We start from the raw sequence: 16,673 nt of genomic DNA, 5'->3' as shown, positions 1-16,673 counted from the left end.
TCTCCCGCATCGGGGTGCCCATGCTTTCCGATCGCGCACTGCAGTCGCTGCGGCCGATCGCCGACAGCGTCACCGACTTCGGCTTCGTCGTGCTCGACGACGACCGCCGCATCCGCCTGTGGAACCGCGGCGCCGAACGCCTGTTCCGATTCAATGCCGCAGCCGCCGAAGGCGAGCGCATCGATCTCATCTTCACGCCCGCGGACTGCGCGGACTGCGTTCCCGAGCGGGAGATCCGCGCCGCACACGACGATGGCATCGCCGTCGACAAGCGCTGGCACATCCGGCGCGACGGCTCGAGAGTGTGGATCGACGGCAGCGTCTCGCCGGTGCGCAGCGCCGACGGCGTCGACGGCTACGTCAAGATCATGCGCGACGCCACGGCCGACAAGCGGCGCGCCGAGGCGCTCGCCCGGCTTGCGCGTGTCGATGCACTCACCGGCCTGGCGAACCGCCTCGCGTTCAACGAGCAGCTCGAGCTGCTGGCCGAATCGACGCTGCGACGCGGCCAGCAGCTGATCATCCACGTGCTCGACCTCGACCGCTTCAAGGAGGTCAACGACCGCCTCGGCCACGCCGCGGGCGATGACCTGCTGCGGCAGGCCGCGCGACGCATGGAGCGGCTCGTGCGAAAGGCCGACGTGCTCGCGCGGCTCGGCGGCGACGAGTTCGGCCTGATCCAGACCGACGTGCACGAGCTCGACGGCGGACGACGCGTCGCGCAGCAGCTCGTGGACGCACTGGGCGCGCCGTTTACCGTCGAGGGCGAAGAGGTGTCGGTCTCGGCGAGCATCGGGCTCGCGGTGTTCCCGCACGACACCAGCGAGCTGCCGCAGCTGCTGCGCATGGCCGACGGCGCGATGTACCGCGTCAAGAGCGAGACCCGCAGCGGGTACCGCTTCGCCTCCCGCGAGCTCGATCGCGAAGCCCACCGACTCGGCGAGGACCGTGCCGCCTTGCGTGAGGCGGTGCAGCGCAAGCGCTTCGAACTGCACTACCAGCCGCAGGTGGGCGCAAACGGCGGCGGCATCGTCGGCGCGGAGGCGCTGCTGCGGTGCACCGACAAGCGGCTGGCCCATCGCACGCCGGACGAGATCATCACGATGGCCCGCGGCTGCGGGCTCATGCACGAGATCACGCTCTGGGCGCTCAGCGAGGCCTGCGGCCAGGTCCGGCTCTGGCACGACGCGGGACTGCCGCACTTCCGCATCGCGCTCAACCTGTGCGTGAACGAGCTGCTCGACCCGGCGATCTTCGACCACGTGCAGGACGCGCTCGCACGCAGCGGGCTGTGCGCGGGCGACCTCGAGGTGGAACTCACCGAACGCGAGCTGCTCGACCACGACCGCTGCGGCGGCACGGCCCTGCAGCGGCTCCGCGACGCGGGCATGCGCGTGGCGATCGATGATTTCGGCACCGGATACTCGGCGCTGAGCTACCTCGCGCGACTGCCAGTGGACCGCATCAAGATCGACCGGCTGTTCGTGCAGCACATGCCCGGCGACCCGCAGAGCTGCGCGATCGCGCAGGCGATCATCGCGCTGGCGCACACGCTGCCGCTCGATGTCGTCGCCGAGGGCGTGGAAACGCTCGAGCAGGTGCGCTATTTCGAAGACGTCGGCTGCGAGGCCTTGCAGGGCTACTGGTTCGCGCGGCCGATGCCGGGCCCCGCGCTCGCGCACTGGATCGCCCACGCGCCGGCCGCCGGACGCGCTTGACCGAGCCCGCCGGCCGCCGCGTTCATCGGCCACCGCGGGCATTCATCGCATCGACGACACGGTTCGTCACAGCCGCAATCGACGGCCGCGACAGGCTCGCTATGCTCCGCCGCACATTCCCCGAGTCCGGTGCGTCGTGATCCGAAGCGTGTTGTTCATTCTCCGCCTCGCCGTTGCCTGGGCGCTCGTCTTCGGCGTGTTCGCGGCGCTGTACTCATCCATCCCGTTTCTGGCCTGGTTCGAGCTGCCGATCATGCTCGTGCTGTTCGGCCTGACCGCCTGTGTGCTGGCCGGCACGGCCTCCCACCTGCATCGTGTGCGCCTGATCGCCGGCCGCGTCGACAAGACCACGGTCGAAAACCGCCAGCGACGGCAGATCGAGATCCCGTTCGAGGCCGGCGAGGCGTTCGACCTGCTCGACGCCGCGATCCGCGAACTGCCGCGCATCGAGCACGTCGAAAGCGCACGCGACAGCCTGCAGATTCGTGCGACGGTGGGCCGGCCGAAAACCGGTGACGACCTGCTGGGCCGCTGGAATCCACTGCGTGGCTTCGGCGTCATGCACAACCAGATCCTCGCGACGGTGACGCCCACCCATGACAGCGGCAGCGTCACGCTGATCTGCGAACCCGAAACCGCCGCGTGGAGCGATTGGTTCTTCGTCGACGACGGCACCAATTACGAGAACGCCGAGGCGATCGTCCGCGCGATCTCGCGGCGGGTCGCCGCACGCCGCCGCGGCGAGCAGGACCGCGCCACGCAGACGGCGGTCGAGAAAGAACTCACGGTCGCGAAGTTGAGCCTGCTGCATGCGCAGGTCGAGCCGCACTTTCTCTACAACACGCTCGCCAGCGCGCAGCTGCTGACCCGCAGCGACGCGGCCCGCGCCGACGAGATGCTCGGCCATCTGATCCAGTACCTGCGCCACTCGCTGCCGCGCGACGAGGACGCCCCGTCCACGCTCGGCATGGAGCTCGAACGCGCGGTCGCCTATCTCGAGATCCTGCGCATCCGCATGGGCCCGCGGCTGTCGGTGCACATCGACGTGCCGGATGCGCTGCGCGCAACGCCACTGCCGCCGATGATGCTGCAGACGCTGGTCGAGAACGCGATCAAGCACGGGCTCGAGCCGCGCACCGCGGGCGGCACCGTGTGGATCCGCGCGCGCCGCCATGACGGTGAGGTCGCGATTACCGTTGCCGACGACGGCGAAGGCCTGCGTACACAGTCCAGTGGCACCGGCATCGGCCTGCGCAACGTGCGCGAGCGGCTGCGCCTTGTGCACGGCACGGACGCATCGCTCGCAGTGGTGTCGAACTTCCCCAGTGGCGTGGCCGCAACGCTCACAGTGCCCGCGTGCAACGAGCTGGAGGCTGCCCGTGTCTGATTCGCGCGTCACCGCCGTGATCGCCGAAGACGAGACGCTGTTGCGCGATGCGCTGCTCGCGCAGTTGCGCACGGCCTGGCCGTGCCTCCAGGTGATCGCCGAATGCGAGGACGGCGCAAGCGCGCTCGATGCGATCGCAGCGCACACGCCGGACGTCGCGTTTCTCGACATCCGCATGCCCGGCCTCACCGGACTCGAAGTCGCGGCCGCGGCGGTCGAGGCGAGCCCGCGCACGCAGATCGTGTTCGTGACGGCGTACGACAAGCACGCGCTCGACGCGTTCGATCGCGGCGCGGTGGACTACCTGCTCAAGCCCGTCACGCCCGAGCGCCTTGCAGCCACCGTGCAGCGACTGCAGGCACGCAACGCGCCGCCGGACGTCGATTCGCTGCGGGCGCTCATCGAACGCCTGGGCGCGACCCGGCCCACGGCGGAAGTCGCGCCCGAGCCGCTCGTGTGGCTCACCGCAAGCGCAGGCCGCGAGACGCGGCTCATCGCGATCGACGACGTCGTCTACTTTCGCGCGGAGCAGAAGTACACGACCGTGGTCACCGCCGAGGGCGAGGCGCTGCTGCGCACGCCGTTGCGGGAGCTGCTTGCGCGGCTCGACGCGCAGACGTTCAAACAGATTCACCGTTCGACGATCGTCAACCTGCGCGCAATTGCCGGCATTACACGCGACGACAGCGGCCGCGGCACGGTACGCCTGCGCGCTCGACCTGAAATGCTGACGGTCAGCACGCCGTTCATGGCGCTATTCCGGCACATGTGAGTGCAACAGACGACGAGGTGATCCATGGAGTGGGATAAGCCAATCGCCATCGCCCTGTTCGCGCTGGCGCTCTACGTCTGCGGAGCGAACGTGCACGTGGATATCGAGCCTGCATGTCGCGGCCGCGTCCACGCGATGCATGTGATCGCGAAGTCCGCTCGAAGCCGTCCATTCGAGAGCTGGATGTGCGCGGAAATCGCATGGATGCCAGCGGTGCACATCGCACTGCCCTGTGCATCGCTGCATCGCGTTGACAGAGCAATGTGGACGATCAGCCTCGCTGAGCGCCTGTGACGTCTGCGGTCGCGCTTGGCGGAGTGCGATTCCAGCGTCGTGTGAAAGTCGGATGAATTAATGGCCTTTTAGCTCATCCATGGGTGCGGCCGTGGCCGAGCTTCGATGTAAACGAAATAAACACATTTGAACGTGCAAGCTAGTCGGACTTGGTTTGATTAGCTTGGATTGTTCGCAATGACGGAAGCCCACCGAATGGAAGCGCGCCGCCTTGGCGCGAGCAGCGAACGCACGGCACGCGAGGTGTTCTTCGCGATGCTTGCCGCCTCTTCGCTGAGTGCGGTACTGGGCCTGGCCGCGTTCGGCCTGATCGCCTGAGTGGGAGGCGCCGCGCGATGCGGCGTCGATGTGTGAGCCGCGTGGCGGCTGAACGGGCGAGCGGGTCGTCAGCACCGGAATCTTGAACTGAAGCGAACGCGGCCAGTCGGCGGCGTCGTGAGCATGCGTGTGTCTGCGCCCGTTGCGCGCGACAGCCGGCGTTGAGTGTGCGGAGCGTGGCGTGAGCCGCCGGCTGCACAGATGGCGCGGTCGTCGCGCATTGCGGGTCGCTACACTCGCGCGCCCGCTCCTGCCCGGCTTGCCAGGTTCACGATGACCGAGATCGCCGTCCTTACCCCCGATCCGAACGAAACCGCATTCGCCGACCTGTGGCCGGTGGTGCTCGAGCGCCTGCGCACGGCATTGGCCGGCGACGGGATCACCGCAACGCCGACGCCGTGGACCGCGCATGTCGACGAAGCCGACGCGCTCGCCGGCTATCCGCTCGTGCTGCCGCTGCTCGCTTGGGGCTACCACACGCAGCCCGCGCGCTGGATGCAGGCCTGCACGGCATGGCGCGAGGCCGGCGTTGCGCTGGCCAACCCGGCGGACGTGCTCGCATGGAACTCCGACAAGCGTTATCTGCAGCGCTTCGCCGAATGCGGCATCGCGATCCCGCCGACGACGTGGACGGAGCGCGTCAGCGCCGCGGACCTCGACGCCGCGTTCGATGCCACCGGCGCGGCGCAGCTCATCGTCAAGCCGACGGTCTCGGGCGGTGCGTGGAAAACGCTGCGCGTGCGCCGCGGCGACGCGCTCGACGATGCGCCCGAAGGCGCGGCAATGATCCAGCCCTACCTCGATACGATCGAGACCGCTGGCGAGACCTCGCTGCTGTTCTTCGGCGGCCGGCTCAGCCATGTCGTGAACAAGCGACCGGTCGCGGGCGAGTTCCGCATCCAGGTCCAGTACGGCGGCGTCTACACCGCGCTCGATGCCGCGCCTGCCGGTGCGCTCGCGCTCGCGGAGCAGGTGTTTGCGGCAATCGATTCCCCGCTGCTGTACGCGCGCATCGACACCGTGCCCGATGCCGACGGCCGCTGGGTGCTGATGGAGGCCGAGCTGATTGAGCCGGACTTCTACCTCGGCGCTCACCCGCAGGCCGGCGCCACGTTCGCGCGCGCAGTGCGCACGTGGCTCGAGGAACGCGGCGGCCGCTGATAGGCCACCCAAAACACGGGCGACCGCTGGGCAGCGTCCGGCCCGCGCCCCGCTCCGCGCACGGTCGTGGCGCGGTCAAGGCCGGATTCGATGCGGCCCGGCTGATCTTCGCCGGACCGCGTCCCGCCTGCGCGCGCTTACTTGCGGACAGCCGGCGTGTGCGACTTCATCGCATCGGCCAACCCCGGCACGCCGCCGGCCCCGGCAGGCACCGAGATGCTCGAGCCGGCAAACGAGTCGATCGGCTCGGCGCGCCCGCCCAGGCATTGGCTGAGAAAGCCCTCGGCGACCGCGTTGAACGCCTTGCTGTTCTCCGGCCGCGCAAAGCCGTGGCCCTCGTCGGGGAACAGCACGTACGTCACCGGGATGTCGTTCTTCTGCATCGCCTGGACGATCTGGTCGGACTCGGCCTGCTTCACGCGCGGGTCGTTCGCGCCCTGCCCGATCAGCAGCGGCTTGCTGATCTTGTCCGCGCGCGTCAGCGGCGAGCGCTCGGTCAGCCACTGCTTGCCCGCCTCGGTGCGCGGATCGCCCATGCGCCGGGCCAGCTGCTCGTAGAAGCTCGCCCAGTAGGGCGGCACGGTCGACAGCAGCGTGTTGAGGTTCGAGGGGCCGACGATGTCGACGCCACACGCGAACGCATCGGGCGTGAATGTGAGCCCGGCGAGCGTCGCGTATCCGCCGTAGCTGCCGCCCATGATCGCGACCTGGTCCTTCTTCGTGACGCCCTGCTTGACGGCCCAGTCGACCGCGTCGAGCAGGTCGTCGTGCATCTTCGCGCCCCACTCGCCGTTGCCGGCGTTCGTGAACGCCTTGCCGAAGCCGGTCGAGCCGCGGAAGTTCACCGACAGCACGGCGTAGCCGCGGTTTGCGAGCCACTGCGCATAGCCGTTGTAGCCGTAACTGTCGCGCGCCCACGGTCCGCCGTGCACGAGCAGCACCATCGGCACCGCGCTGTCCGCCTTGCCGTCGCCGTCGGGATCGGCGCTCTTGGGCAGCGTGAGGTAACTCACGAGTGTCTTGCCGTCGCGCGATGTGATCTCGACCGGCCACTGCGGCACGAGCGGTTTGCCCTCGAGCGCTGGGCGCGCGGCGAACAGCTTGGTGAGCTGGCCCGAGTCGCGGTCGTAGCGGTAGTACACGGCCGGCGATTCGGCCGCCGAGTACGTCACGATCCAGGTGCGGTCATCGAGCGTGCGCGCGTTGACGTTGATCTCGCCCGGGCCGATTGCCTGCAGCTTTGCAAGGTCGGCCTTCACCGCCGGATCGATCGGCGTCCATTCCTCGCGCAGGTAATCGACGGCTGCGGCCTGCGCCTCGCCGGTCTTAGGATGCGCAAGCATGTTGCCGACGTCCGCGCGACGGTCCTCGAACACGAGCTTGCGCTGCCCGCTTCCAACATCGACCGCATAGAGCGCAGCCGTGTCGCGATCGCGCGAGTCGAGCATGTACAGCGTGCGGCCGTCCGCGGTGAGCCCGAGCGGCGCGGTCGTCAGCGCGTCCTCGAACGGGATCGACGAATGCACCGCCCAGCCGCCCTTGCCGTCGGGCCGCAGCACGTCGCGGCCGCCGTCGTCGCGCGCGCGCGTGGCATAGCGCACGACGAAGTCATCGTCGGCGAGGTACTGGCCGATGCGGTCGTCGTTTTTCTCCACGAGCGTGCGCTCGCCGGTGGCCAGGTCGACGCGGTAGAGGTCGTGCCATTGCGCGTCGCGGTCGTTCATGCCGACGAGCACGCTGCCGGGCTGGCGATGGCTCAGGCCGACGACCTGCGCGGTGGTTTTCTCGAACGGCGTCAGGTCGGTGGCCTTGCCGGTCTTGAGGTTGACCGCATAGAGGTGGAAGTCCTCGTCGCCCCCGGTGTCGCGCAGGTAGAGCAGCGTGTCGGGCGCGTACGACCAGAAGTGGTTGCGGATGCCGCGCGCGGTGTCATTGGTGACGGCACGCGCCTTGGACGGATCGTCCACGGGCGCGACCCAGACGTTCATGACGCCGTCGACCGGCGCGATCCAGCTCAGGTATTTCCCGTCGGGGCTGATCATCACCGAGGCGCGCTCGGGGTTGCCGAACAGCGCTTCGCGCGGGATCAGCTCGGTGTCGGCGATGCGTTGCGCCGCGGTCGGCGATTCCTGCGCAATCGCGGGCGGCACGGCCATCGCGAGCATCAACGCGGCGGGCAAGAACGAAGCGTGCATCGATCGTCTCCTTGAGGATGCGGACACGACCGCCAGCGCGGCGGCCGACCGGACCCGAGTAAACCATGCGGGGCGTTTCGACCCGATCGATGCGAACCGCAGCGTGTGGAACCGGCGTGTCGGGATCGGCGTGTCGCGATCGGCGCCGGGGATCGACCGGGACCCATGCACACACACACACGCTCGGAGCCCGCGCGCGGCGGATGGGTGAGCGGCCTGGAGCGGGGACAGCGGCGCGCGCACCTGTGGTCGATGCACGCCTGCAGGGGTCGTCACCCGCGCCTGTACTTGCGGCTCACGTTCCACGCGCCGTGTGCATCGGCTCGGGCAAGTTGCCTCTGCGCCAAGCGGCGCGGCATGCCGGATCAGTGCAGACGCGGTGCGTGCGCGGCGTAGGCGGCGGCGACTCGGCGGCGCTGCGCGCGCAGCGCGAGCTGCACCATATCCGGCAGGGCCTGCACGGCGCTCGCCGGCGCTGTGGCCGGTGTAGCCGCCGCGGAGGCAGTCGGCGTCTCGGCAGGCGCCGAACGCGCTGCGGTGTCTCGCGCCGCGTCGGCAGCGCGACGACGACGATGCGCTCGAATCCACGTGTCGTGTGCGGCACGCAGCGTCGGATCAGACAGCACGCGATACGCCTCGTTGACGCGCTGCATCAGCACCAGTTCGTCCGCACCGGCGCGGTCGGGGTGATGGCGCGCGGCAAACACCCGATACGCGGCCCGCACGACCTCCGCCGGCGCATCGAGCGCGATCTTGAGGACGTCGTAATGGCTCTGCATGGCGGTCGGGCGTGAGGTGAAACGCGGCGAAGGATTCAACCACAAGCGTGACGCACCGCACATGCATTCTGTGTCATGCCATGCGCACTTTCGTTCACGATGCTGAGCGACGCAATCATCGACCGCATCTGCAGCCGGCAGGACCGCGCGGATGCAGCGCGAGTCGCGACGCCCGTCCCGGATCCGAAACCCACGCCACGTCAGGCCGGTTGCCGCCCTGGCTCATCGATGAAAATGCGACGCCCTGTTTGGCACCGTGTTGTCCATGATCGACGCCCTCGTCTACCGCAGCCGCGCCAAGCCGAGCCTCACCGAAACCGAACTCGAGCTCATCCTGCTGCAGTCGCGCGTGCTCAACGAGATGCGCGGCCTGACGGGCGCCCTGATCAAGCAGGGGGCCGAGATCGTGCAGTACCTCGAGGGCCCGTCCGATGCATTGGATCGGACCCTGGCGCGCATTACCGCCTCACCCCATCACGACGCGCTCGAGGTGCTCGAGCGCGCGAGCAACGTCGAACGCCATTTCGACACCTGGCACATGGGTTTCGTTGAATTCCAGCGCCAGCACGGCCGTGCCACTGCCACGGCGCAGTGGATGGATCGCTTGCCCGACGTGCGGGAAGCCAGCGCCCGCAATGCACCGCTCGCGGTACTGGCGGAGCGGTGGGATGCCTTTGCCGCGAACACGCGGCATCAATAATTCTGCTGGCAGCGATACCGGCGCGGTGTCCAACCGCCTGTCGGCGCAGCAGACCCGCAGGCATCAGCGCGCGGGTCTGTCCGCGTATGAATCGCCTTAGGGCGTGCCGGACTCCGGCGCCCGGCTCGGGTCGTCCTTGGGCCGCTGCTCGTCACGCGCGCCTGCCGTGCGGCGGTCCTGGCCGTCCACGTCACGCGGGTCGCCTTCGCGGCTGGTCGGGGCGTTGCGGGAGGAATCGGTGTCGCGATCGTTGCGGGGGCCGGTCATGGCGCTCTCCTCGGGGGATGGACCTCGACGCTAGTGGCCCCGGTGTAAGGCGCGGGTCGCCGGCGCGTGACGGCGAGCCGAACGCGCGGCGGACCCGCGTCCGATCCGCGAGCTCCCGTGCGCGCTCCCGCGTCATGATGGCCGGACCCGCACCGGAGGCCGCATGCTCAACACGCTCGCTCCTGCGCACGCGGCCGCGCTTGCCGATGCGATCCTCGTGCTGCACGTCGGCATCGTGGCGTTTGTCGTGTTGGGCGCGCTTGCGATCGCACTGGGCGCGCGCCGCTGGCGCTGGGTGCGCGACTGGCGCTGGCGCACGGCACACGTGCTGCTGATGGGGTTCATCGCGCTGCAGGCCTGGCTCGGTGCGCTGTGCCCGCTGACGATCTGGGAGCAAGCGCTGCGCGAGCACGCAGGCCAGGCGGCCTACGGCGGCTCGTTCATCGAACACTGGCTGTCGCGGCTCATCTTCTTCGAGGCGCCCGCGTGGGTTTTCGTGGCCGCGTACACGGCGTTCGGCGCGTTGGTGATCGCCGGCTGGTTCGTCGTGCCACCGGGTCGCGACCGCGCGCGGCCGCATTGATCGATGCACACAAAAACGCCCCGGAATCCCGGGGCGTTTTTGCATTACACGATGCCGATCAACCGCGGACGAGCGTGAGCCCGTACTGGCTGAGGATCGGGTTGAGGCGCTCGAAGTAGGTCTGGCGCTGCGAGCTCGAAAGCGAGCAGTTGTCGTTGCTGCCGGCCGGCAGGTTGCCGCCCGAGGTCACGCCCTGCGCCTGGCCCGAGCCCGTGATCCACGCGCCGCCCGAGTCGCCGCGACCCGTGCACACATTCGTCTGCGTCAGGCCGTACACCGCGCCGACCGAGTAATTCACGGTCACGTTCTTCGCGGTGATCGAGCCGCACTTCCAGCCCGTGGTGCGGCCCGAACGGCACAGCGATGCACCGATTGCAGCTTCGGTGCTGCCGTAGACGCGCGGATACGTGCGGCTGCTGTAGTTGTAGACCAGCCCGTACAGTCTGTGGCTGCTGCCGACGCTGACCCATGCGCGGTCATTGGTCGGGAAGCGCGAGGCCTGGAACGTGCCGACGTACTGTCCTTCCACATTCACGCTCGCGCCCACGCCGCCGCAATGGCCCGCGGTCACGAAGCCCTTCTGGGTGCCCTTGGTGACCGAGAAGCCGACCGAGCAGTAGCCGCTGTTATTGATGATGTACTCGTAGCCGCCGACGATGTTCGCGAGCGGCTGCACTTCGCCCGGCACCGTCTGGAAGCGCACGGCCTCGGCGTCGGCGCCGCTGACGGCAACGAAGTCGATCGCGTTCTGCTGTGCGCCCGGCTCAATGTTCACGACGACGGCGTTCGTCACCGGATCGACGTGCCAGGACTGCACGCCGCGCAGCATGCGCCAGTCGAGCGCGCGCTTTTGCACGTCATCGAGACGCGCCTTGGCGTGATCGAGCGCGGCCAGGCTGTGGCGCACGCGACGCACTTCAGCGCCCGGCACCGCAGCGGCAGGCCCGCTGCTTGCCACCACGTACTTGAACGTGCCGTCGGCCTGCCGCTCGATCCAGCTGCCTGCATAACGCGCGCCGAGCTGGCGCTTGGCGGTGGCGCCCTGCGTCTGGGCCGTGCGCTCGGTGCTCAGGTACTGGGCGATCTGGTGCGGGAAGATGCCGAGGTCGCGCTGCATCGCGAGCTTCAGTTCCGGCGCGAAGTCATCGCCCGGCGCGGCGCTGGCGACGCCAGCAGAGACGAGCGCGGCAGCGCCGGCGACGAAGGCGACGAGAGCACGGTGGGCGAGCGGGGCGCGGACCGGGGATTGCGTACGGGGCATGCGGAAAACTCCATTTATGTCGTGAGGACGTGCGGCCGTCCGGCACGCACGCGTTGACCTGCTGACCTCTGCAGGGGCCCGGCGCGGCGCAAGGCCAGGGGAGCGCCGGGGCGCGCATGTCAAACGACAACGCAAGCGTGAAATCGTGCTGCGCGTCTCATTTCCACAATTGACGAGTCCGCTGGCGCTGTTGTCGGGCCCTGCTTGAGCCTCCTCGTGTGGCCGCCTCACGCGGCCTTCACGGCTTCACGCCTGTTCATGTTGCGCTGCACCGTGGCTCTGCGCAGCTCAAATCACGTACAGCGTCGCGTATCTGCAAGATCGAGCACGGGTGCACAGAACGCGGCCTGCCACTGACCTCTCGCACTCACTGCCGCCCGATCGCGCACCCTCCAGCGTTGCCTGGGGTGCCGCCTTCGCGGATTCACGACCTTCCGCTCGCGGGCACATAACGGCGCCTGTGGAACGCTCGAATCGACGCCGCCCTCCTGGCGGCCCAAGGAGAACGTCATGACCACCCCCCGCTCCGACTTCACGTCCAGCGACGGCACCGCAAGCGCGAGCCGTCAACCGATGAACGGGCCTGACGACGGCCGCATCACCGAGAACCGTTTGAACAACCTCGATCTGGAAGCGCGCGGCGTCTCGCTCGAAGACCATCAGCGCGACCGCGACAGCAAGGGCGTCAAGAACGGCTACGACGATTCGCTTGCCACGCGTAAGGGCGACGGCGAAGGCGAGGACCGGCTCGGCATCGCACGCGGCGACTGACCCGGTCCGGGCACATCGCTCGACACGGATCAACGCGTGTCGAAGCACGAGCGTTTGACCTGCGCTCGAGGCTGGCTCCGTTCGACCTGATGCACGCGCTTTCTCGCGCTGCCGGTCGTGCGCTCCACCGGGCGGCGGCGGCCGCTGCCGGCCCGGTCTGGAGTTGCCCATGTCGCGTTCTCGCCGTTCCCCAACCGGCACGTCCTCGATCGGCACGCTGGCAGTCGCCGCCGCGCTCGCCGGCATCCTCGCCGCCGCGCCTGCCGCTGCCGCTGGCAACAGCGCTGAAGCCAAGTCACAACGCGCCTCCGTCTTCACCGTCGACGCCAAGAAGAAGTCCGGCCAGGCCATGCCGGGTCCGCGCCGCCCGGGCTGGGTCGAGTCCGTGATCGGCAAGATCAAGCCGCGTCCGCCGAAGCACACCTGCCGCGGGTGAGGTTCTTCGCAGTCGGCTTCTTCAACTGGACACCGGTGTGTCGATGACCGCGATCGCACTCGCGCTGGCGTTGTTGCTCGCGTTCGTGCATGTGTTCGCGACACACCTGGTGTTCCTCGACCGGGCTCCCCGCAGCCGCTGGTTGTCGGCTGCGAGCGGGCTGTCGGTCGCATATGTGTTCGTGCACCTGCTGCCTGAGATCGCGTCCGGGCATGAAGCGCTCGCCGAGGGACGCGCCGCGCAGTGGCCGACCCTGTGGCTGGTGACGCTCGCCGGGCTCGTCGTGTTCTACGGGCTGGAACGGCTTGCGAAAGGCTCGCGCCAGGACGAGGCCGAGGCCGGCCGCGAAGAAACCACGGCGCCTGCCGTGTTCTGGCTGCACATCGCGTCGTTCGCGCTCTACAACGTGCTGATCGGCTACCTGCTGATGCACCGGCTGGATGAGGGCCCCGCTGCGCTCATCGCATTCGGACTCGCGATGTCGCTGCACTTCGTCGTCAACGACCACGGCCTGCATGCGCACCACCGTCGACGCTACCGCCATGTCGGGCGCTGGTTGCTCGCGGGCGCGGTGCTGATCGGCTACGCGCTGGGGCTCGGCGTCGATGTCGGCGAGCCGGCAATCGTTTCGCTGATCGCGTTCCTCGGCGGCGGGGTCGTGCTCAACGTGCTCAAAGAAGAACTGCCCGAGGAACGGCAGAGCCGGTTCGTGCCGTTTGCGCTCGGCGCTGCGGCGTACGCGGCGTTGCTCGTCGCGATCTGACCCTGACGCCAGCGAGGTACTCGCCGCGCGAGCGCGTCAACGTCTGCACCGTGCGGACCGGCGCGCTTGTCGCAGCGCGTTCCGCGCCTCTGCTGTGGCAACGCGGTAACCACTGCGACGCGATCCGGTCGACTGCCCGTGCGTGGACTGTGTGCAGAAGATGGCGTTGCTGGATGCACGCGGCGGACTCATCGCTGTCCGCTCTAACCGCGCCGCGTCGTGTTTCTCCCCTTCTCCACTGACACCGAAGTCCGCGCTCGGGGTCAGCGCATGCGCGCCGGCACGCGCGCCAACGCATCGACGAGCCGTTGCGGGTCGACTGGTTTGGTGAAGTGCTTCGCGAAACCGGCCGCGCGCGATGCGTCGATGTCGTGCCGCTGACCGTAGCCGGAGAGTGCAAACAGCGTGGCCGATGCCGTGCGTGGATCGGCCCGCAGGCGCTGCGCGAGCTCGTAACCGTTGAGTCCCGGTAGACCGATATCGAGCACGTAGGCGTCGACCGCCGCATCCGGATCGGCCAGCGCCGCCTCCGCGTCGCCGTACGTGCGTACGCGATGCCCGTAGGCTTCGAGCAGCAGCGCAGTCATCTGCGCGGCGTCCTCGTTGTCGTCGACGACCACCACGTCCAGCGCTTCGGCCGCGAGTGCTTCGTCCTGCGCGGTGGGCTCGGTCTGCAGCCGCTCCGCGTCGATCGCCGGCAGCGTCATCTCGAACGTGCTGCCGCTTCCCGGGCCAGTGCTGTCGGCGCGCACACGGCCGCCGTGCAGCTGCACGATGGTGCGCACGAGCGAGAGCCCGATGCCGAGCCCGCCCTGTGCGCGATCCAGCCCACGCGTGCCCTGCGTGAACAGGTCGAACACGTGCGGCAACAGCGCCGGCTCGATGCCAATGCCGTTGTCGCGCACCTGCGCATGCACGCACGCGTCTTCGAGCCACGCGCGCAGGTCGATGCGTCCGCCGGCCGGCGTGTACTTCGCCGCGTTGTTGAGCAGGTTCGCGATGACCTGCGTCAGGCGGATGCGGTCACCGTGCACCGGAAGCGGCGCGTCCGCGATCTCGACGCTGAGCGCGTGATCGCGCTGCTGCACGAGCTCGCGCACCTGCTCGATCGCCGCATCGACGGCGCCGCGCAGATCGAGCGGCGCGGCATCGAGCGTCACGAGGCCGCGGCTCACGCGCGAGACGTCGAGCAGGTCGTCGACGAGCGTGGTCAGGTGCCCCAGCTGGCGTGCGATGACGCCGATCGTGCCGCGCATGCGGTCGGGGTCGAGATCGCCGCGCTGCAGCAGCGCCGCCGCAGTGCCGATCGGCGCGAGTGGGTTGCGCAGCTCATGCGCGAGCATCGCGAGGAACTCGTCCTTGTGGCGATCCGCTTCGCGCAGCTCGGCCTCGATCCGGTGCTGCTCGGACGCATCGTGCATGACGATCACCGCGCCCGTCGTTTCATCCTCGCGCTCACCGTCTCGGATCGGCGAGGCGGTGTGCACGATCGGGCGGACCGTTCCATCGCGCCCGCGCAGCATCGCGGTGGGCCCGCCGTCGACGTCGGCCGGCAGCAGGTCGACCACCGCTTCGCGCGGCTGCCCGACGGCGTCGTCGCGGGTCCACCCGGTCAGGTGTTCGGCGACCGGGTTCATCCAGCGCACGTGGCCGGCCTCGTCGATCGCGATCACGCCATCGCCGATGCTCGTCAGCGTGGCGCCGAGCCATGCGCGTTCGCGGTTCAGATGCACTGCGGCCTTGCGCTGCGCGAGCGTGGCAGACTCGGCGTGCAGCCGCGCCTGCGCCTGGATCCAGCTCAGACGCGCGAGGATCAGGCTCGCCGCGAACGCTGCCAGCGCGAGCCACGGGACGATGTCGCGCTGCGACAGCGCCTCGAGCGACGGCCGGCTGGAAAACCGCAGCGTCCAAACGCGGCCGTTCACCTCCAGGCGGCGGTCGGCCGTAAACCACGGCTCGCGGCCTTGTTCGTCCGGCATCGTGTTGCGCAGGACCGCAGCGGGCTCGGGTTGCTCCCCGTCGTACACCGTGTAGTCGATGCCCGGCTCACCGCGGCCTCGAACGCCTCGAAGCAGGTCATCGGCGCGCAACGGCGCATATGCGAACCCGACCATCTGCATGCGCGCCTCGCGGTCACGCTTGAACACCGGAAGGTAGATCAGGAAGCCCGCCTGCTTGTCGGGGTCGATCTCCTGCATGAGCGTCACGCGGCCCGTCGCCACCGCATCGCGCGTGTTGAGCGACTGCATCATCGCGAAGCGACGCGTCGGCTCGGTCCACATGTCGAAACCGACCGCGGCCGCATTGCGCGCGTTGTATGGCTCGAGGTGGGTGATGCTCGTATAGACCTCGCGCGGCGCGACCGGCCACACCCGGAAATCGGGCCGTCCGCCCGCACGCATGACCGCTTCGAGCGTGGCGACCTGGCGCGGCTCGATCCACTGCGCGAACCCGATGCCGAGGATGCCCGGGTACCGCTCGGTGAGCCGAAGCGCCTCCACATAGCGGTTGAACTCCTCGATCGTGACCTCGCCGCTCGCTGCAAACAGCCCGGCCGTGCCGCGGATCAGGTTGGTCGTGACCGTCACGCGTTCGTTGATCGCGTCGATCGTGCGGTCGATCTCGGCCTCGAACATGATGCGGTCCTGCCGCGTGATCGACTGCGCGACCCCGGCGACGAGCGCTTCGGTCACCGCCAGAGCAATCAGGAACACGAACAGCGCCTGCCCGAGCGGCGAGCGGATCAGCCAACGCGACAAGAAAGGGGAGCGGGCGGCGGGCGACGTCATCTGCGCATCGTACGGCGCGCGCGTGTCCACGCTGCGCACGGAATGGTCGAGCCAGCTTATCGCGTGATGCACCAGCGATCGCTGGACGTGCTTGCCAATCGAGCGCGGCGCGCCGTTCGCACTGTTGCTTTGACGCCTTCAGTTCGCGACCACTGGACGCTCGATTGCGAACGGCGTGGACATGGATGCGGTCATGTCGACCCTTCCAGCACGACCGTGTCGCGGCTACACCGCGCAGCCTGGCTGGCGCTTGACGGCGTGATGGCGTGACGCCAACGGCGACAGCACGGCCCGCTCGCGCTGACGCGGCGCAGTGCCGACGTCACCGGCGCGTGCAGCACGGCGTGTGCCGCACCCGTTTGCACGCGGCGTCGCTCTGCCCGTCGCGTAGCGGGGAATGGACGAACGGGCATCTCCGTCAGCCCGCTGCAGAGCGGGCCCAAGGCATGCGTCGCCGAGCACGCCGAGGAGGACGACGC

Annotated in this window: 16 protein-coding genes; 11 read left to right on the top strand and 5 right to left on the bottom strand. The window is 69.0% G+C overall.

Features of this window, described 5'->3' with window-relative positions:
• Positions 1 to 20: 20 nt before the first annotated feature.
• The 6 genes from IE075_RS08065 to IE075_RS08045 all read left to right on the top strand — a co-directional run bounded on the left by IE075_RS08065 (position 21) and on the right by IE075_RS08045 (position 5,650).
• The gene (locus IE075_RS08065) at positions 21 to 1,718 is read left to right on the top strand and encodes a putative bifunctional diguanylate cyclase/phosphodiesterase (protein WP_189455212.1); all 1,698 of its coding nucleotides are present in this window, start codon (positions 21 to 23) and stop codon (positions 1,716 to 1,718) included.
• 148 nt (positions 1,719 to 1,866) lie between these two features.
• Entirely contained in the window at positions 1,867 to 3,105 is a 1,239-nt protein-coding gene (locus IE075_RS08060; RefSeq protein ID WP_425489364.1) for a sensor histidine kinase, read from the top strand.
• Positions 3,098 to 3,877 carry a LytR/AlgR family response regulator transcription factor gene (locus tag IE075_RS08055; RefSeq protein WP_189455210.1) on the top strand — a complete coding sequence of 260 codons (780 nt, stop codon included), beginning with the start codon at positions 3,098 to 3,100 and terminating at the stop codon, positions 3,875 to 3,877. Before IE075_RS08060 ends, IE075_RS08055 begins: the two co-directional genes overlap by 8 nt.
• Positions 3,878 to 3,901: 24 nt before the next feature.
• Entirely contained in the window at positions 3,902 to 4,171 is a 270-nt protein-coding gene (locus tag IE075_RS08050) for a hypothetical protein (protein WP_189455208.1), read from the top strand.
• 195 nt (positions 4,172 to 4,366) lie between these two features.
• Positions 4,367 to 4,489 carry a hypothetical protein gene (locus IE075_RS15785; RefSeq protein WP_268244924.1) on the top strand — a complete coding sequence of 41 codons (123 nt, stop codon included), beginning with the start codon at positions 4,367 to 4,369 and terminating at the stop codon, positions 4,487 to 4,489.
• A 273-nt stretch (positions 4,490 to 4,762) separates the two neighbouring features.
• On the top strand, positions 4,763 to 5,650 hold the full coding sequence (locus tag IE075_RS08045; protein WP_189455206.1) for an ATP-grasp domain-containing protein: 888 nt from the start codon (positions 4,763 to 4,765) through the stop codon (positions 5,648 to 5,650).
• Positions 5,651 to 5,787: 137 nt separating this feature from the next.
• Here IE075_RS08045 and IE075_RS08040 read toward each other — a convergent pair whose 3' ends face one another.
• Both IE075_RS08040 and IE075_RS08035 read right to left on the bottom strand, forming a co-directional pair.
• Positions 5,788 to 7,845, bottom strand: a complete 2,058-nt coding sequence (locus IE075_RS08040; protein WP_189455204.1) for a S9 family peptidase — start codon at positions 7,843 to 7,845, stop codon at positions 5,788 to 5,790.
• Between the two features lie 365 nt (positions 7,846 to 8,210).
• On the bottom strand, positions 8,211 to 8,624 hold the full coding sequence (locus IE075_RS08035) for a J domain-containing protein (RefSeq protein WP_189455203.1): 414 nt from the start codon (positions 8,622 to 8,624) through the stop codon (positions 8,211 to 8,213).
• 265 nt (positions 8,625 to 8,889) lie between these two features.
• On the opposite strand from IE075_RS08035, the gene IE075_RS08030 reads away from it, so the two are divergent.
• Positions 8,890 to 9,324, top strand: coding sequence for a BLUF domain-containing protein (locus IE075_RS08030; protein ID WP_189455201.1), 435 nt, complete (start codon positions 8,890 to 8,892; stop codon positions 9,322 to 9,324).
• A 96-nt stretch (positions 9,325 to 9,420) separates the two neighbouring features.
• Here IE075_RS08030 and IE075_RS08025 read toward each other — a convergent pair whose 3' ends face one another.
• Positions 9,421 to 9,591 (bottom strand): hypothetical protein, encoded by a 171-nt coding sequence (locus IE075_RS08025; protein ID WP_189455199.1) that lies wholly within the window; start codon positions 9,589 to 9,591, stop codon positions 9,421 to 9,423.
• Between the two features lie 163 nt (positions 9,592 to 9,754).
• Here IE075_RS08025 and IE075_RS08020 point away from each other — a divergent pair, with 163 nt between their 5' ends.
• Positions 9,755 to 10,174 carry a DUF2784 domain-containing protein gene (locus IE075_RS08020; RefSeq protein WP_189455197.1) on the top strand — a complete coding sequence of 140 codons (420 nt, stop codon included), beginning with the start codon at positions 9,755 to 9,757 and terminating at the stop codon, positions 10,172 to 10,174.
• 58 nt (positions 10,175 to 10,232) lie between these two features.
• Here the strand turns inward: IE075_RS08020 and IE075_RS08015 are convergent, their stop codons facing one another.
• The gene (locus IE075_RS08015; RefSeq protein ID WP_189455195.1) at positions 10,233 to 11,435 is read right to left on the bottom strand and encodes a S1 family peptidase; all 1,203 of its coding nucleotides are present in this window, start codon (positions 11,433 to 11,435) and stop codon (positions 10,233 to 10,235) included.
• A gap of 510 nt (positions 11,436 to 11,945) precedes the next feature.
• Here IE075_RS08015 and IE075_RS08010 point away from each other — a divergent pair.
• The 3 genes from IE075_RS08010 (at position 11,946) to IE075_RS08000 (ending at position 13,405) form a co-directional block, all read left to right on the top strand.
• Positions 11,946 to 12,206 carry a hypothetical protein gene (locus IE075_RS08010; protein WP_189455193.1) on the top strand — a complete coding sequence of 87 codons (261 nt, stop codon included), beginning with the start codon at positions 11,946 to 11,948 and terminating at the stop codon, positions 12,204 to 12,206.
• A 169-nt stretch (positions 12,207 to 12,375) separates the two neighbouring features.
• Positions 12,376 to 12,642: a hypothetical protein gene (locus IE075_RS08005; RefSeq protein WP_189455191.1), complete on the top strand. Its 267-nt coding sequence runs from the start codon at positions 12,376 to 12,378 to the stop codon at positions 12,640 to 12,642.
• A 43-nt stretch (positions 12,643 to 12,685) separates the two neighbouring features.
• On the top strand, positions 12,686 to 13,405 hold the full coding sequence (locus tag IE075_RS08000; RefSeq protein ID WP_189455189.1) for a hypothetical protein: 720 nt from the start codon (positions 12,686 to 12,688) through the stop codon (positions 13,403 to 13,405).
• A 263-nt stretch (positions 13,406 to 13,668) separates the two neighbouring features.
• On the opposite strand, the gene IE075_RS07995 is transcribed toward IE075_RS08000, so the two are convergent.
• Positions 13,669 to 16,164, bottom strand: coding sequence for a CHASE domain-containing protein (locus IE075_RS07995; protein WP_229792410.1), 2,496 nt, complete (start codon positions 16,162 to 16,164; stop codon positions 13,669 to 13,671).
• Positions 16,165 to 16,673: the final 509 nt, after the last annotated feature.

It is taken from the genome of Cognatilysobacter bugurensis, assembly GCF_014652095.1.
Classification (GTDB): Bacteria; Pseudomonadota; Gammaproteobacteria; order Xanthomonadales; family Xanthomonadaceae; genus Cognatilysobacter; species Cognatilysobacter bugurensis.
The sequence above is the reverse complement of the archived record's forward strand: the minus strand, read 5'-3'. Positions and strand labels throughout refer to the sequence as shown.

What these genes read in the sequence shown, in the direction of transcription:
- IE075_RS08065 (WP_189455212.1), top strand. Translation starts at nt 21, where the DNA reads ATGCTTTCCGATCGCGCACTGCAGTCGCTGCGGCCGATCGCCGACAGC.
- IE075_RS08050 (WP_189455208.1), top strand. Translation starts at nt 3,902, where the DNA reads ATGGAGTGGGATAAGCCAATCGCCATCGCCCTGTTCGCGCTGGCGCTC.
- IE075_RS15785 (WP_268244924.1), top strand. Translation starts at nt 4,367, where the DNA reads ATGGAAGCGCGCCGCCTTGGCGCGAGCAGCGAACGCACGGCACGCGAG.
- IE075_RS08045 (WP_189455206.1), top strand. Translation starts at nt 4,763, where the DNA reads ATGACCGAGATCGCCGTCCTTACCCCCGATCCGAACGAAACCGCATTC.
- IE075_RS08040 (WP_189455204.1), bottom strand. Translation starts at nt 7,845, where the DNA reads ATGCACGCTTCGTTCTTGCCCGCCGCGTTGATGCTCGCGATGGCCGTG.
- IE075_RS08035 (WP_189455203.1), bottom strand. Translation starts at nt 8,624, where the DNA reads ATGCAGAGCCATTACGACGTCCTCAAGATCGCGCTCGATGCGCCGGCG.
- IE075_RS08030 (WP_189455201.1), top strand. Translation starts at nt 8,890, where the DNA reads ATGATCGACGCCCTCGTCTACCGCAGCCGCGCCAAGCCGAGCCTCACC.
- IE075_RS08025 (WP_189455199.1), bottom strand. Translation starts at nt 9,591, where the DNA reads ATGACCGGCCCCCGCAACGATCGCGACACCGATTCCTCCCGCAACGCC.
- IE075_RS08020 (WP_189455197.1), top strand. Translation starts at nt 9,755, where the DNA reads ATGCTCAACACGCTCGCTCCTGCGCACGCGGCCGCGCTTGCCGATGCG.
- IE075_RS08015 (WP_189455195.1), bottom strand. Translation starts at nt 11,435, where the DNA reads ATGCCCCGTACGCAATCCCCGGTCCGCGCCCCGCTCGCCCACCGTGCT.
- IE075_RS08010 (WP_189455193.1), top strand. Translation starts at nt 11,946, where the DNA reads ATGACCACCCCCCGCTCCGACTTCACGTCCAGCGACGGCACCGCAAGC.
- IE075_RS08005 (WP_189455191.1), top strand. Translation starts at nt 12,376, where the DNA reads ATGTCGCGTTCTCGCCGTTCCCCAACCGGCACGTCCTCGATCGGCACG.
- IE075_RS08000 (WP_189455189.1), top strand. Translation starts at nt 12,686, where the DNA reads ATGACCGCGATCGCACTCGCGCTGGCGTTGTTGCTCGCGTTCGTGCAT.